The sequence below is a fragment of the Streptomyces asiaticus genome (assembly GCF_018138715.1).
Taxonomy (GTDB): domain Bacteria; phylum Actinomycetota; class Actinomycetes; order Streptomycetales; family Streptomycetaceae; genus Streptomyces; species Streptomyces asiaticus.
The window spans coordinates 3,094,674-3,111,958 of the sequence record NZ_JAGSHX010000006.1 but is presented as its reverse complement, the minus strand read 5'-3'; the positions used below and the strand labels follow the sequence as shown (position 1 = coordinate 3,111,958).

Here is a 17,285-nt window from a genome sequence, read left to right as displayed (position 1 = left end):
CGCAAGGTTTGTGACGAGAAGCATGGGTGAGACTCCAATGGCGGATCAGGACAAGATCCTCGACTACCTCAAGCGGGTAACTGCCGATCTGCACCAGACGCGGCAGCGTCTTCGCGAGGTCGAGTCGCAGGAGCCTGAGCCGATCGCGATCGTCGGAATGAGCTGCCGGTTCCCCGGAGGCGTCACGTCTCCGGAGGAGCTGTGGGAGCTCGTGGCCGCGGGCGGTGACGCCATCGCGGACTTCCCCACGGACCGTGGCTGGGACGTCGACGCGCTCTTCGCCGACGACCCCGACGAGCAGGGCACCAGCTACACCGACAAGGGCGGGTTCCTCGACGGCGCGGGCGAGTTCGACGCCGGGTTCTTCGGGATCAGCCCGCGCGAGACCCTCGGCATGGACCCGCAGCAGCGGCTGCTGCTGGAGACGTCCTGGGAGGCGTTCGAGCGGGCCGGGATCGACCCGGCCACGCTCCGCGGCAGCAAGGCCGGTGTCTTCGTCGGCACCAACGGCCAGGACTACCCCGAGCTGATGCACACGCTGCCGCAGGGCGTGGAGCAGTATCTGCTCACCGGCAACGCCGCCAGCGTCATCTCCGGCCGGATCTCCTACACCTTCGGCCTGGAGGGCCCGGCGCTCACCGTCGACACCGCGTGCTCGGCGTCGCTGGTGGCGCTGCACCTGGCCATCCAGGCGCTGCGCAACGGCGAGTGCTCGCTGGCGCTCACCGGCGGTGTCACGGTGATGAACAGCCCGCGTGCGTTCATCAACTTCAGCCGCCAGCGCGGCCTCGCGCCCGACGGCCGCTGCAAGGCGTTCGCGGACGGCGCGGACGGCACCGGCTGGGGCGAGGGCGTCGGCATGCTGCTCGTCGAGCGGCTGTCGGACGCGCGCCGACACGGCCACAAGGTGCTCGCGATCGTCCGGGGCTCGGCCATCAACCAGGACGGCGCGTCCAACGGTCTGACCGCGCCCAACGGCCCGTCCCAGCAGCGCGTCATCCGCCAGGCGCTCACCGACGCCCGGCTCACCCCGGCCCAGGTGGACGCCGTCGAGGCACACGGCACCGGCACCAGCCTCGGCGACCCCATCGAGGCGCAGGCCCTGCTCGCCACGTACGGGCAGAACCGGGCCGAGGGCCGCCCGCTGTGGCTCGGCTCGATCAAGTCCAACTTCGGGCACACCCAGGCCGCCGCCGGTGTCGCCGGGATCATCAAGATGGTCAAGGCCATCGAGCACGGGGTGCTGCCCAGGACCCTGCATGTCGACGCGCCCTCCCGGGACGTGGACTGGGACGCGGGCGCGGTCTCCCTGCTCACCGAGAACACCCCGTGGCCGGAGACCGGCCAGCCGCGCCGCGCGGGCATCTCCTCCTTCGGTGTGAGCGGTACGAACGCGCACACCGTCATCGAGCAGGCCCCGGCGGAGGACCGCGAGCCGCAGGCCCCCGGCGACGCGGAGTGGACCGGTATCGGCGGGCAGGTGCCGCTGCTGGTGTCCGCGCAGAGCGCACCGGCGCTGCGCGCCCAGGCCGAGCGGCTCACCGCCCGGATCCAGGACGACCCGGGCCTCGGCCTGGTCGACCTCGCCCACTCGCTGGCCACCACCCGTGCCGCGCTGGACCACCGGGCCGTGGTCCTCACGGGCGCGGGCGGCCGCGAGGAACTGCTGCGCGGACTGGCCGAGCTCGCCGAGGACGCCCCCGCGGGCGGCGTCGTCCGGGGCGAGGTCACCGAGGGCAAGGTCGCGTTCCTCTTCACCGGCCAGGGCAGCCAGCGCGCCGGAATGGGCCGTGAGCTGTACGCGGCCGTCCCCGGCTTCGCCCGCGCCCTGGACGAGGTGTGCGCCGAGCTCGACCAGCACCTCCAGCGGCCGCTGCGCGAGGTGATGTTCGGCGACGACAGCGGGTCGGACGACAGCGGGTCGGACGACAGCGGACCGCTGGACCGCACCGGCTACACCCAGCCCGCGCTGTTCGCCCTCGAAGTGGCGCTGTTCCGGCTGCTGGAGACGTGGGGCGTCAAGCCCGACTTCCTCGTCGGCCACTCCATCGGCGAACTGGCCGCCGCGCATGTGGCCGGTGTGCTGTCGCTCGCCGATGCCGCCAAGTTGGTGGCGGCGCGCGGCCGGCTGATGGAGGAACTGCCCGCCGGTGGCGCGATGATCGCGATCCAGGCGTCCGAGGACGAGGTGACGCCGCTGCTCACCGAGCGTGTCTCGATCGCCGCGCTCAACGGGCCCGCCTCCGTCGTCATCGCGGGCGACGAGGACGCGGCTGTCGCGATCGCGGCCGGTTTCGAGGCGCGGGGCCGCAAGACCAAGCGGCTCACCGTGAGCCACGCGTTCCACTCGCCGCGCATGGACGGCATGCTGGACGCCTTCCGCGAGGTCGCGCGGCAGATGACCTACGCCCCGCCGGTCATCCCCATCATCTCCAACCTCACCGGCGGTTCGGTCTCCGCCGACGAGATCTGCTCGCCCGACTACTGGGTCCGGCACGTCCGCGAGGCGGTCCGCTTCACCGACGGCATCCGCCGGCTCGAGGAGTACGACGTCGCCACGTATGTGGAGCTGGGCCCCGACGGGGTGCTCTCCGCCATGGCGCAGGACTGCGTCACCGGCGACGGCGCCGCCTTCGTGCCCGTGCTGCGCGGCGACCGCCCCGAGGCCACCGCCCTGGCCGGCGCGCTCGCCCGCGCCCATGTCCACGGCGTGGCCGTCGACTGGGCCGCGGTCTTCGAGGGCTCCGGCGCCCGCCGCGTCGAACTGCCCACCTACGCCTTCCAGCGCGAGCTGTACTGGCCCGAGCCGCCCGGCCCCTGGACCGGTGACGTCACCGCCGCCGGGCTCGGCTCCGCCGACCATCCGCTGCTCGGCGCCGCCGTGTCGCTCGCCGACGGCGCCGGATTCCTCTTCACCGGACGGCTGTCCCTCCAGACCCACCCCTGGCTGGCCGACCACGCCGTCATGGACACCGTGCTGCTGCCCGGCACCGCCTTCGTGGAGCTGGCCATCCGCGCCGGTGACCACGTGGGCGCGGATGTGCTGGAGGAGCTCACCCTCGAGGCCCCGCTGGTCCTGCCCCCGCAGGGCGGCGTCCAGCTCCAGGTGTCCGTGGGCGCCCCGGACGGGACCGGCCGCCGCTCGCTGACCCTGCACTCGCGGCTGGAGGAGGCCCCCGACGGCACCTGGGGCGAGGGCGAGTGGACCCGCCACGCCACCGGTGTGCTCGGCACCGGCGCCACCACCCCCGACGACAACCTCACCACCTGGCCCCCGGCCGGTGCCACCGAAGTGCCCGTGGACGGCCTCTACGAGTGGCTCGCCGGGACCGGATTCGCCTACGGCCCGGTCTTCCAGGGGCTCCAGGGCGCCTGGCAACACGGCGACCAGGTGTACGCCGAGGTGCGGCTGCCCGAGAGCGCCCGCGCCGAGGCCGAGCTGTTCGGGCTGCACCCGGCGCTGCTGGACGCGGCCCTGCACGCCGTGGGCATCGGCTCCCTCCTGGAGGACACCGAACACGGCCGCCTCCCCTTCTCCTGGAGCGGTGTCCGGCTGCACGCCGTGGGCGCCGCCACGCTGCGCGTCCGGCTCTCGCCCGCCGGTCAGGACGCGGTGGCCGTGCTGGTGACGGACGAGAGCGGCGCGCCCGTCGCCTCCGTCGACTCGCTGCTGCTGCGCCCCGTCTCGCCCGACCAGGTGCACGCCGCGCGCGGCGCCTTCCACGAGGCGCTGTTCCGCGTCGAGTGGACCCCCGCGCCGGTGCCCGCCAACACCACCGTGGTGGCCGGGCAGTGGGCGGTGCTGGGCGCCGAGCGCCCCGAGCTCGCCGTCGCCCTGCCCACCGCCGCCGGGTACGCCGACCTGGCCGCGCTCGGCGCGGCCGTGGACGCCGGGGCCCCGGTGCCGCAGGCCGTCGTCGCGCCGTTCTTCGCGGACGACACCGGGCTCCCCGTCCAGACCGCCGTGCGCGAGGCCCTGCACCGCGCGCTGGCGCTGGTCCAGAACTGGCTCGCCGACGCCCGCTTCGAGGGCTCCCGGCTGGTGATCGCCACCCGTGGCGCCGTCGCCACCTCGACGGACGCCGACACCGAGGACCTGGCCCACGCCCCGCTGTGGGGACTGCTGCGCTCCGCGCAGTCCGAGAACCCGGACCGCTTCGTCCTGGCGGACCTGGACGGCACCGACGAGTCCCACCGGGTGCTGTCCGCCGCCCTGGCCACCGGCGAATCGCAGCTCGCCGTCCGCGCCGGGACCGTGGTCGTACCGCGGCTGGCCAAGGTCGCCTCCGCCGCCGAGCGGACCGCCCCCGCCCTCGACCCCGAGGGCACCGCCCTGGTCACCGGCGCCACCGGCACCCTCGGCGGGCTCGTCGCCCGCCATCTGGTGGCCGAGCACGGCATACGCCACCTGCTGCTGCTCAGCAGGCGCGGGGGAGACGCCCACGGCGCCGCCGAACTCGTCGCCGAGCTGCGCGCGTCGGGCGCCGAGGTCACCCTCACCGCCTGCGACGTGGCCGACCGCGACGCGCTCGCCGAGGCGCTCGCCGCCATCCCGGCCGAACACCCGCTGACCGCCGTGGTGCACACCGCCGGTGTGCTCGACGACGGCGTCATCGGCTCGCTGACCGCCGAGCGCGTCGACCGCGTACTGCCGCCCAAGGTGGACGCCGCATGGAACCTCCACGAGCTCACCCGCGACCTCGACCTGTCCGCGTTCGTGCTGTTCTCCGCCGCCGCCGGCACCCTCGGCGGCCCCGGCCAGGCCAACTACGCGGCCGCCAACGCCTTCCTGGACGCCCTCGCCCACCGGCGCCGCGCCCAGGGGCTGCCCGCCACCGCCCTCGCCTGGGGCCTGTGGGCCGAGCGCAGCGGGATGACCGGCGACCTGGACGACACCGACATCCAGCGCATCACCCGCGCCGGAGTGGCCGCCCTCTCCTCCGAGGAGGGCCTGGCCCTCCTGGACACCGCCCTCGCCGTGGGCGACCCCACGCTCGTCCCCATGCACCTGGACCTGGCGCCGCTGCGCCACGCCGATGCCACCATGGTCCCCGCGCTGCTGCGCGGCCTGGTGCGGGCCCCCGGCCGCCGCGTGGTCGAGGCGGGCGGCGGCGCGGCCCCCGGCGGGCTCGCCGACCGGCTCCTCGGGCTGTCCGTCCCCGAGCGCGACCGGCTGCTGCTGGAGATCGTCTGCGGCCAGGTGGCCGCCGTCCTCGGCTACGCGGGCCCGGAGGCCGTCGGCTCGGCACGCGCCTTCAAGGAGCTGGGCTTCGACTCGCTCACCGCCGTCGAGCTGCGCAACCGCCTCGGCGCCGTCACGGGCGTCCGGCTCCCGGCCACCCTCGTCTTCGACTACCCGACGCCGACCGCGCTCGCCGGCTTCCTGCGCACCGAGATCCTCGGCGACCAGGCCGACGAGGCCGCCGCGGCCCCGGCCGCCACCGTGGCCGTCGCCGACGACGAGCCCATCGCCATCGTCGGCATGAGCTGCCGCTACCCGGGCGGGGTCACCAGCCCCGAGGGGCTGTGGCAGCTGGTCACCGGCTCGGTGGACGCCATCTCCGGCTTCCCGACCGACCGCGGCTGGCAGCTCGAGGGACTGCTGGGCGACGACCCCGAGCAGACCGGCACCAGCGCCACCATCGAGGGCGGATTCCTCTACGACGCGGGCGAGTTCGACCCCGACTTCTTCGGCATCAACCCGCGCGAAGCCCTCGCCATGGACCCGCACCAGCGGCTGCTGCTGGAGAGCTCCTGGGAGGCGTTCGAGCGGGCCGGGATCGACCCGGCGACCGTACGCGGCAGCAAGACCGGCGTCTTCGCGGGCGTCATGTACCACGACTACCTCTCCCGGCTGACCGCCCTGCCGGAGGGCCTGGAGGGCTACCTCGGCACCGGTACGGCGGGCAGTGTCGCCTCCGGTCGGGTGGCGTACACCTTCGGTCTGGAGGGCCCGGCGGTCACCATCGACACGGCGTGTTCGTCGTCGCTGGTGGCGCTGCACCTGGCGGCGCAGGCGCTGCGCAACGGCGAGTGCACGATGGCGCTCGCGGGCGGTGTCACCGTCATGTCCACCCCGGACACCTTCATCGACTTCAGCCGCCAGGGCGGGCTTTCGGCCAGCGGCCGCTGCAAGTCCTTCTCGGCCGACGCGGACGGCACCGGCTGGGCCGAGGGCGTGGGCATGCTGCTCGTCGAGCGGCTGTCGGACGCGAAGAAGAACGGCCATAAGGTGCTGGCGGTCGTGCGGGGCACGGCGGTCAACCAGGACGGCGCGTCGAATGGTCTGACGGCGCCGAACGGTCCCTCCCAGCAGCGGGTGATCCGTCAGGCGCTGGCGAACGCGGGTCTGTCGGCGTCCGAGGTGGACGCGGTCGAGGCGCACGGTACGGGCACCACGCTGGGCGACCCGATCGAGGCGCAGGCGCTGCTGGCCACGTACGGCAAGGAGAAGACCGAGGACCAGCCGCTGTGGCTGGGGTCGATCAAGTCCAACTTCGGTCATACGCAGGCCGCGGCCGGTGTCGCGGGCATCATCAAGATGGTGCAGGCCATGCACCACGGCGTACTGCCCCGGTCGCTGCACCTCGACGAGCCGTCGCCGCATGTGGACTGGGCGGCGGGCGCGGTGTCGCTGCTGAGCGAGGCGCGGGAGTGGCCGGAGACCGGGCGCCCGCGCCGGGCCGGTGTCTCCTCCTTCGGCGTGAGCGGCACCAACGCGCACGCCATCATCGAGCAGGCGCCGGAGACCGAACCGGCCGAGGTCTCCGCGCTTCCGGCGGTTCAGCCGTCCGTGCTGCCGTGGACCGTGTCCGGGAAGAACGCCGACGCGCTGCGGGCACAGGCCGAGCGGCTGCTCGCCGACCTGGAGCAGCGGCCGGATGTCTCCCCGACCGACCTGGCGTACTCGCTCGCGACCTCCCGTGCCGCGCTGGACCACCGGGCCGTCGTGGTCGGCGGGGACCGTGCGGCGCTGATCTCCGGCCTGGAGGCGCTGGCGCGCGGCGAGTCGGCCGCGGGGCTGGTCCAGGGTTCGGTGGCCGATGGCAAGGTGGCGTTCCTGTTCACCGGGCAGGGCAGCCAGCGGCTCGGCATGGGCCGTGAGCTCTACGACGCCTACCCGGTGTTCGCGGAGGCGTTCGACGCGGTCTGCGACGAGCTGGACGCGCATCTCGAACGGCCGCTGAAGACCTTGGTGTTCGGGGACGACGCGGCGGAGCTGGACCGGACCGGCTTCACCCAGCCCGCGCTGTTCGCGATCGAGGTGGCGCTGTTCCGGCTGGTCTCGGAGGCGTGGGGGCTGCGGCCCGACTTCCTTTCCGGGCACTCCATCGGCGAGCTGGCCGCCGCGCATGTGGCGGGTGTGCTCTCGCTGGCCGATGCTGCCAAGTTGGTGGCGGCGCGTGGCCGTCTGATGCAGGCGCTTCCCGCCGGTGGCGCGATGATCGCGGTGCAGGCGTCCGAGGACGCGGTCCTGCCACTGCTCACCGAGCGCGTCTCGATCGCCGCCCTCAACGGCCCGACCTCCGTGGTCATCGCGGGCGATGAGGACGCGGCTGTCGCGATCGCTTCCGGTTTCGAGGCCCAAGGCCGTAAGACCAAGCGGCTCACGGTCAGCCACGCGTTCCACTCGCCGCGCATGGACGGGATGCTGGAGGCGTTCCGCGAGGTGGCGCAGGGGCTGTCGTACGAGGCCCCGCGCATCCCGATCGTCTCCAACCTCACCGGGAACGTGGTCTCCGCCGAGGAGATCACCAGCCCGGACTTCTGGGTGCGCCACGTCCGCGAGGCGGTCCGCTTCCTCGATGGCGTACAGACGTTGGAAGCCCAGGGAGTCACCACCTACCTCGAACTCGGCCCCGACGGTGTCCTCACCGCCATGGCCCAGGAGTGCGTCACCGACGCCGACGTGGCCGGTTTCGCCGCCGCGCTGCGCAAGGACCGCGCCGAGGCCGAGACCGTGGCCACCGCCCTCGCCGCCCTGCACGTCCGTGGTGTGACGCCGGACTGGTCCGCGTACTTCGCCGGGACCGGTGCCCACCGCGTCGACCTGCCGACCTACGCCTTCCAGCACCGCCGCTTCTGGCTGACGTCCCCCGCGGGTTTCGTAGGCGACGTCGAGTCGGCGGGTCTGGACCGGGCCGACCATCCGCTGCTGGGCGCGGCCGTGCCGCTGGCGGACTCCGACGGCTTCCTGTTCACGGGCAGGCTCTCCCTCGAAAGCCACCCGTGGCTCGCCGACCACGCCGTCATGGGCACCGTGCTGCTGCCCGGCACCGCCTTCGTCGAACTGGCCATCCGCGCCGGTGACCAGGTGGGCTGCGACCGGCTGGACGAGCTGACGATCGAGGCGCCGCTGGTGCTGCCCGAGCGCGGCGCGGTCCAGTTGCAGATCGTCGTCGGCGCCCCGCAGCAGGCCGGGCACCGCACGCTGGAGCTGTACTCGCGGGCGCAGGACGCGCCCGCCGAGCTGCCGTGGATCCGGCATGCGAGCGGTGTGCTGGTGGCCGGCGGCCCGCGGCCCTCGTTCGACCTGACGGCGTGGCCGCCGCAGGGCGCCGAGCCCGCCGAGGTCGAGGGGCTCTACGAGCACCTGGCGCAGGGCGGCTTCGCGTACGGGCCGATGTTCCAGGGGCTGACGGCGGCCTGGCTGCGCGGCGACGAGGTGTTCGCCGAGGTGCGGCTGCCGGAGGACCGCAAGGCCGACGCGGGCGCGTTCGGGCTGCACCCGGCGCTGCTGGACGCCGCGCTGCACAGCACGTTCGCCCGCGCGGGCGGCGATGAGCAGGGGCGGCTGCCGTTCTCCTGGAGCGGGGTGTCGCTGCACGCGGTCGGCGCCGACGCGCTCCGGGTCCGGCTGACCCCGGCCGGTGCCGACGGCGTGTCGCTGGAGCTGGCCGACGGCACCGGTGCCCCGGTGGCCTCGGTCGAGCAGCTCGCGCTGCGCCCGGTCTCGGCCGGGCAGCTCGCCGAGGGCCGCTCCGCCGCGTACCACGAGTCGCTGTACCGGCTGGACTGGGCCACCGTGCCGATGTCCACCGAGAGCCCGGCCGCGTTCTGGACGGTGCTCGGCGAGGGCGCGCCCGCCCCGCTGACCTCCGGCGCCGCGATCCACGCCGACCTGGACGCGCTGGCCGCGGCCGGGGACCCGCCCGCCTACGTCCTGGCGTACCTCGACCCGCGCGGCGCCACCGGCGACGAGGTGACCGCCGCCGTCCACACCGCCACCCAGCGGACGCTGGCGCTCGTCCGGGCGTGGCTGGCCGACGACCGGTTCGCCGCGTCCCAGCTGGTGCTGGTCACCCGGGGCGCGGTGGCCACCGCGGGGGACGCCGGGACCCACGACCTGGCGCACGCCCCGGTATGGGGCCTGGTGCGCTCGGCGCAGTCGGAGAACCCGGACCGGCTGGTACTGGCCGACCTCGACGGCACCGACGCCTCCTACGAGGCGCTGGGCGCCGCGCTCGCCTCCGGCGAGCCGCAGTTCGTGCTGCGCCGGGGCGCCGTACACGCCCCCCGGCTGGCGCGCACCGCCGCCACCGGGCCCATGGTGCCGCCGCCCGGCGAGCCGGCCTGGCGGCTGGACATCCAGGACAAGGGCACCCTGGAGAACCTCACCCTGCTGCCCAGCCCGGAGGCCGCCGCGCCGCTGGAGGCCGGGCAGGTGCGGGTCGCGGTCCGGGCCGCCGGTGTGAACTTCCGCGATGTGCTCAACGCGCTCGGCATGTACCCCGGTGACGCGGGCCTGATGGGCAGCGAGGGCGCGGGAGTCGTCCTCGAGACCGGCCCCGGCGTCACCGATCTGGCGCCCGGCGACCGGGTGATGGGCATGCTGCCCGGCGGCTTCGGCCCGCTGGTGGTCGTGGACCGCCGCATGGTCGTGCCGATGCCGGAGGGCTGGTCGTACGCCCAGGCCGCGTCCGTGCCGATCGTCTTCATGACGGCCTACTACGCGCTGCGCGACCTCGCCGACCTCCAGGGCGGGGAGTCGCTGCTGGTGCACGCCGCCGCCGGTGGTGTCGGCATGGCCGCCGTGCAGCTGGCCCGCCACTGGGGCGTGGACGTCTACGCCACCGCCAGCCAGGGCAAGTGGGACACGCTGCGCTCGCTGGGGCTGGCCGACGACCGGATCGCCTCCTCCCGCGACCTGGCCTTCGAGGAGAAGTTCCGCGAGGTCAGCGGCGGGCGCGGCGTCGATGTCGTACTGGACTCGCTGGCCCGGGAGTTCGTGGACGCCTCGCTGCGGCTGCTGCCGCGCGGCGGCCGGTTCGTCGAGATGGGCAAGACCGACGTCCGGGCGCCCGAGGAGGTCGCGGCCACCTACCCCGGCGTCTCCTACCAGGCGTTCGACCTCACCGAGGCGGGCCTGGACCGCATCCAGGAGATGCTGAGCGAGCTGCTGGAGCTGTTCCGGCAGGGCGCGCTGCGGGCGCTGCCGATCACCGCGTGGGACCTGCGGCAGGCCCCGGACGCGTTCCGCTACCTCAGCCAGGCCCGCCACATCGGCAAGGTCGTGCTCACCGTGCCCGCCCCGTGGAACCCGGACGGCACGGTGCTGATCACCGGCGGCACCGGCACCCTGGGCGGCCTGGTCGCCCGGCACGCGGTCACCGAGCGCGGCGTACGCCGCCTGGTGCTCACCAGCCGCCGCGGTGAGCAGGCCGCGGGCGCGGCCGAACTCGCCGCCGAACTGCGTGAGCTGGGCGCCGAGGTCACCATCGCCGCCTGCGACGCGGCCGACCGGGACGCGCTCGCCGCCGTCCTGGCCGACATCCCCGCCGGGCGTCCGCTGACCGCCGTCGTGCACACCGCCGGTGTGCTGGACGACGGGGTGATCGACGCGCTGACACCGGAGCGGCTGGAGAAGGTGCTGCGCCCCAAGGTGGACGCGGCCGTCAACCTCCACGAGCTGACCCGCGACCAGGACCTGGCCGCGTTCGTGCTGTTCTCCTCGGCGGCCGGGACGTTCGGCGGCCCCGGCCAGGCCAACTACGCGGCGGCCAACTCCTTCCTGGACGCCCTGGCCCGCCACCGCCAGTCCCAGGGCCTCGCCGCCACCTCGCTGGCCTGGGGCCTGTGGGCCGAGGCCAGCGGGATGACGGGTGAGCTGGAGGCCACCGACAAGTCCCGGATGAGCCGCTCCGGAGTGCTGGGGCTCTCCTCCGAGGAGGGCCTGGCGCTGTTCGATGCCGCCCAGGAGGTGGGCGACGCCTTCCTGGTGCCCATGCAGCTCGACCTGGCGCCGCTCACCGGCGCGCCCATCGAGATGGTGCCGCCGCTGCTGCGCGGTCTGGTGCGCGGCGGTACGACCCGCCGCACCGCCGAGTCGGGCGCGGCCGGGGACGGCTCCTCGCTGGTGGAGCGGCTGGTCCGGCTGGACGCGGCCGAGCGCGAGCAGACCCTGCTGGACCTGGTGCGCGCCCAGGTGGCCGTGGTGCTCGGCCATGACTCGCCCGACGCGGTGGAGGCGAGCCGGGCCTTCAAGGACCTCGGCTTCGACTCGCTGACCGCGGTGGAGTTCCGCAACCGCCTCGGCGGCGCCGCCGGGCTGCGGCTGCCCGCCACGCTGGTCTTCGACTACCCGACACCGACCGCGCTCGCCGGATATCTGCTGGAGGAGCTGCTCGGCTCCGAGGCGGCGGCCGTCCCCGCGCGGGCCGAGGGGTCGGCGGGCGCCGGGGCGGACGAGGACGACCCGATCGCCATCATCGCGATGAGCTGCCGCTTCCCCGGGGATGTGCGCACCCCCGAGGAGCTGTGGGAGCTGCTGGCCGAGGGCCGGGACGGCATCGCCCGGCTGCCGGAGGACCGGGGCTGGGACCTCGAGGCGTTCTACGACCCGGACCCCGACCGACCCGGCACCTCGTACGCCCGCGAGGGCGGCTTCTACTACGACGCCCACCACTTCGACCCGGCCTTCTTCGGCATCAACCCGCGCGAGGCCCTGGCGATGGACCCCCAGCAGCGACTGCTGCTGGAGACCTCCTGGGAGTCCTTCGAGCGGGCGGGCCTCGACCCGGGGGCGCTGCGCGGCAAACAGGTCGGCGTGTTCGTCGGCCAGATGCACAACGACTACGTGTCCCGGCTGCACACCGTCCCCGAGGGCGTCGAGGGCTACCTCGGCACCGGCGGCTCCAGCAGCATCGCCTCCGGCCGGGTGGCGTACACCTTCGGCTTCGAGGGCCCGGCCGTCACGGTCGACACGGCGTGTTCGTCGTCGCTGGTGGCGCTGCACCTGGCGGCGCAGGCGCTGCGCAACGGCGAGTGCACGATGGCGCTCGCGGGCGGTGTCACCATCATCACCACCCCTGATGTGTTCACCGAGTTCAGCCGCCAGCGCGGCCTGGCCAGGAACGGTCGCTGCAAGCCGTTCGCCGCGGCCGCCGACGGCACGGCCTGGGGCGAGGGCGTGGGCATGCTGCTGGTCGAGCGGCTGTCGGAGGCGAAGAAGAACGGTCATAAGGTGCTGGCGGTCGTGCGGGGCACGGCGGTCAATCAGGATGGTGCGTCGAATGGTCTGACGGCGCCGAACGGTCCGTCGCAGCAGCGGGTGATTCGTCAGGCGTTGGCGAACGCGGGTCTGTCGGCGTCCGAGGTGGACGCGGTCGAGGCGCACGGTACGGGCACCACGCTGGGTGACCCGATCGAGGCGCAGGCGCTGCTGGCCACGTACGGCAAGGAGAAGTCTTCCGAGCAGCCCTTGTGGCTGGGGTCGATCAAGTCCAACTTCGGTCATACGCAGGCCGCGGCGGGTGTCGCGGGCATCATCAAGATGGTGCAGGCGATGCGGCACGGTGTGCTGCCGAAGTCGCTGCACATCGATGAGCCGTCGCCGCATGTGGACTGGGCGGCGGGTGCGGTGTCGCTGCTGAGCGAGGCGCGGGAGTGGCCGGAGACCGGGCGTCCGCGCCGGGCCGGTATCTCGTCGTTCGGCATGAGCGGCACCAACGCGCACGCCATCATCGAGCAGGTGCCGGAGCCCGAGGAGGCGGAGGCTTCCGCGCTCCCGTCGGGTGAGCCGTCCGTGCTGCCGTCGGCGCTGCCGTGGGTGCTGTCCGCCAAGACCCCCGAGGCGCTGCGCGCCCAGGGGGCCCGGCTCCGCGCCCATGTGGCCGACCACCCCGAGCTGTCCCTGGCCGACCTCGGCCACTCCCTGGCCACCTCCCGGGTGCCGTTCGAGCACCGGGCGACCCTCGTCGCCCGGGACCGGGACGCCTTCCTGGCCGGGTTGGACGCCCTCGCCGAGGGCCGCGCCACGACCGGTCTTGTCGAGGGCGCGGTGGCCGAGGGCGGCAAGCTGGCCGTCCTGTTCACCGGCCAGGGCAGCCAGCGGCTCGGCATGGGCCGCGAGCTCTACGACACCTACCCGGCGTTCGCCGAGGCGCTGGACGAGGTCTGCGACGCGCTGGACCCGCACCTGATGCGGCCCCTGAAGACGGTGATGTTCGGGGACGACACGGAGGAGCTGGACCAGACCGGCTTCACCCAGCCCGCGCTGTTCGCGATCGAGGTGGCGCTGTTCCGCCTGGTCGAGGCGTGGGGCGTGAAGCCGGACCTCCTCTCCGGCCACTCCATCGGCGAACTGGCGGCCGCCCATGTGGCCGGTGTGCTGACGCTCGCCGACGCCGCCAAGCTGGTGGCCGCCCGTGGGCGGTTGATGCAGCGGCTGCCGGCCGGTGGCGCGATGATCGCCGTCCAGGCGTCCGAGGACGAGGTGACCCCGCGGCTGGGCAAGCGCGTGAGCATCGCGGCCGTCAACGGCCCGACCTCGGTCGTGGTCGCGGGCGACGAGGACGCGGCGCTGGAGATCGCGGCGGCCTTCGAGGCGGAGGGCCGCAAGACCAAGCGGCTCACCGTGAGCCACGCGTTCCACTCGCCCCACATGGACGGCATGCTGGACGCCTTCCGCGAGGTGGCGCACGAGGTGACGTACCAGGCCCCGCGCATTCCGATCGTGTCCAACCTGACCGGTGCCGTGGTCTCCGCCGAGGAGATCATGACGGCTGACTTCTGGGTGCGCCACGTCCGCGAGGCGGTCCGCTTCCTCGACGGCGTCCGGACGATGGAGGCGCAGGGCATCACCACCTACCTCGAGCTGGGCCCGGACGGTGTCCTGACCGCCATGGCCCAGGACTGCGTGACCGACGCCGACACGGCCGCCTTCGCCGCCGCGCTGCGCAAGGGCCGCCCCGAGGCCGAGACGCTGCTGACGGCTGTGGGCACCGCCCATGCCCGCGGCGCCGCCGTGGACTTCGGTCCGCTGTACGCCCCGTACGGCCCGCGGCTGGTCGATCTGCCGACGTACGCCTTCCAGCGCCGCTCGTTCTGGCTGGACGCCGGACCGGTCGGCGGCGACGCCACCGCGATCGGCCTCCACGCGGCGGGCCACCCGCTGCTGGGCGCCGCCGTGGAGCTGCCCGACTCGGACGGCATCGCCTTCACCGGACGGCTCTCCCTCCAGACCCAGCCCTGGCTCGCCGACCACGCCGTCATGGGCACGGTGCTGCTGCCCGGCACCGCCTTCGTGGAACTGGCCCTGCGCGCCGGGCACCACGCGGGCTGCGACCGCCTGGACGAGCTCACCCTGGAAGCCCCCCTGATCGTCCCCGACCAGGGCGCCGTCCAGCTCCGGCTCTCCCTCGCCGCCCCCGACGACACCGGCCGCCGCGCGCTCACCCTGCACTCGCGTGCGGAGGGCGCCCCGACGGACGAACCGTGGCTGCGCCACGCCACGGGTGCACTGGTGGCGTCGGACGCCACGCCCCCGTCGTTCAACCTGACCGCCTGGCCCCCGGCGGAGGCCGAGAAGATCGAGGTGGAGGGCCTCTACGAGGGCCTGGCCGATTCGGGCTTCGCCTATGGCCCGGTCTTCCAGGGCCTGACGGCCGCCTGGCGACGCGGCGACGAGGTGTTCGCCGAGGTAAGCCTGCCGGAGGACCGCAGGTCCGACGCGGGCGCGTTCGGGCTCCACCCGGCACTGCTGGACGCCGCACTGCACGCACTGGGGCTCCAGACGGCCGAACAGGCTGGAGGCCAAGGCCGCCTGCCCTTCTCCTGGACCGGAGTCTCCCTGCACGCGGTGGGCGCCTCGGCCCTACGGGTGCGGCTGGACGGCACGGCCACGGGCACGGTGACCCTGGAGCTGGCCGACACAACGGGTGCCCCGGTGGCATCGGTCGAGGGCCTGGCCCTCCGCACGATCTCCCCGGACCAACTGGGCGCAACCCGCCCGGGCGCCGCGTCCGACGCCCTGTTCCGCGTGGACTGGACCCCGACCCCGGCCCAGTCCACCGAGGTGACCCCCAACACCTGGGCAGCAGTAGGCCCCAACACCCTGGACGTCCCGACCTACGCGGATCTGGACGCACTGGCAGAGGCGATCGCCTCCGGCACGCGGCTCCCGGAATACGTCGTGGTAAATCAAGCCCGTCCGGCGTTTGAGGACCGGGGTCCAGGGGCGGAGCCCCTTGTTTCGGGAAGGGGCGGGATTGGGGAAACCCCCTCGCCCGCCGAGACGGCGCACCACGCCACCACCCACACCCTGACCCTCCTCCAGCAGTGGCTGGCCGACGACCGCTTCACGGACGACGCTCGCCTAGTCATCCTCACCTCAGGGGCCGTAAGCACCGGCACGGACACCCCCGCCACCGACCCGGCCCAAGCCGCCATCTGGGGCCTGGCCCGCTCCGCCCAAGCGGAAAACCCGGACCGCATCGTCCTGGTGGACACCGACGGCAAGGGCAAGCCACAGGACACCCTGGCCACCGCCCTGGCAACGGGCGAACCCCACATCGCCCTCCGCGACGGCGCCCCCCGGGCGCCAAGGCTGGCACGGGTCACCGGGACGGCGGACCAGCAGACCCCGGCGTTCGACCCCGAGGGCACCGTTCTGGTCACCGGTGCCAGTGGCACGCTGGGCGCCCTCTTCGCGCGCCACCTGGTGGCCGAGCACGGCGTACGCCACCTCCTCCTGGTGAGCCGTCGCGGCGCGGAAGCCCCCGGCGCCGCCGAACTCACCACCCAACTCACCGAGTTGGGCGCCGAAGCGCACTGGTCGGCCTGCGACGTGGCGGACCGTACCGCCCTGGCCGAAACCCTGGCCGCGATCCCCACCGCCCACCCCCTCACCGCCGTCGTGCACACGGCAGGCATCCTGGACGACGGCGTGATCGCGTCTCTCACTCCGGACCGGCTGACCACCGTCCTCCGCCCCAAGGCGGACGCGGCGTGGAACCTCCACGAGCTGACCCAGGACGCGGACCTGTCCGCGTTCATCCTGTTCAGCTCGGCCGCGGGCGTCTTCGGCGGCCCCGGTCAGGGCAACTACGCGGCGGCCAACGCCTTCCTGGACGCCCTCGCCCAGCACCGCCGCGCCAACGGCCTGCCCGCCAGCTCCCTCGCCTGGGGCCTGTGGTCGGTGGCCGGAGGCATGGGCGGTGAGCTGGACGAGGCCGAGATCGCCCGGATCCGGCGCGGCGGTGTCGGCGTGCTCACGGCCGAGAGCGGCCTGGAGCTGTTCGACGCCGCGCAGGGCTCGGACGAGCCCCTGCTCGTACCGCTGCCGCTGGACATGGCCGCGCTCAGGGCACAGGCGGGCAGCGGCATGCTCCCGGCGCTCTTCCGCGGCCTGGTCCGCGCCCCCGCCCGCCGCGCCGCCGAGTCCGCTGCGGCCGCCGCGGCCGGTGCCGAGGCGCTGCGCGAGCGGCTCGCCGGGCTCTCCGAGCCCGAGCGCGAGGAGGTGCTGCTGGAGCTGGTCTGCACCCAGGTGGCGGCCGTCCTCGGCTACCCCGGCCCGGAGACGGTCGACCCGGCCCGCTCGTTCAGCGAGGTCGGCTTCGACTCGCTGACCGCGGTCGAGCTCCGCAACCGTCTCAACGCGACGACCGGAGTCCGCCTCCCGGCGACGCTGGTCTTCGACTACCCGACCCCGAACGCACTGGTCGAGTACCTCAGGGGCGAGATCCTCCCGGACGACGCGTCGGCGGTCACCTCGCTGCTCGCGGAGCTCGACGGCCTGGAGAAGTCCCTGGCCCTGGCGCTGGCCGGGTCCGGAGCCGGGGCCGGAGCCGGGACCGGGGCCGCCCCGGACGACGAGGACCGGAGCAGGGTCACCGCGCGACTCCAGGCCCTGCTCGCGCAATGGAATGACAACCGAGGACCGGAAGACGGCGCCGGAGTCGCCGAGGAGCTGGAGTCCGCCACGGACGACGACCTCTTCGACTTCATCGGCAAGGAATTCGGGATCTCCTGAAACGACCGCAGCCGACGTCAAGTGACAAGGTCTT

1 protein-coding gene is annotated in these 17,285 nt (G+C 74.1%); it reads left to right on the top strand.

Annotated elements, in window-relative coordinates; translation table 11 throughout:
* The first annotated feature begins 37 nt into the window (after positions 1-37).
* Positions 38-17,251: a type I polyketide synthase gene (locus tag KHP12_RS20865; RefSeq protein WP_211833433.1), complete on the top strand. Its 17,214-nt coding sequence runs from the start codon at positions 38-40 to the stop codon at positions 17,249-17,251.
* Positions 17,252-17,285 lie beyond the last annotated feature (34 nt).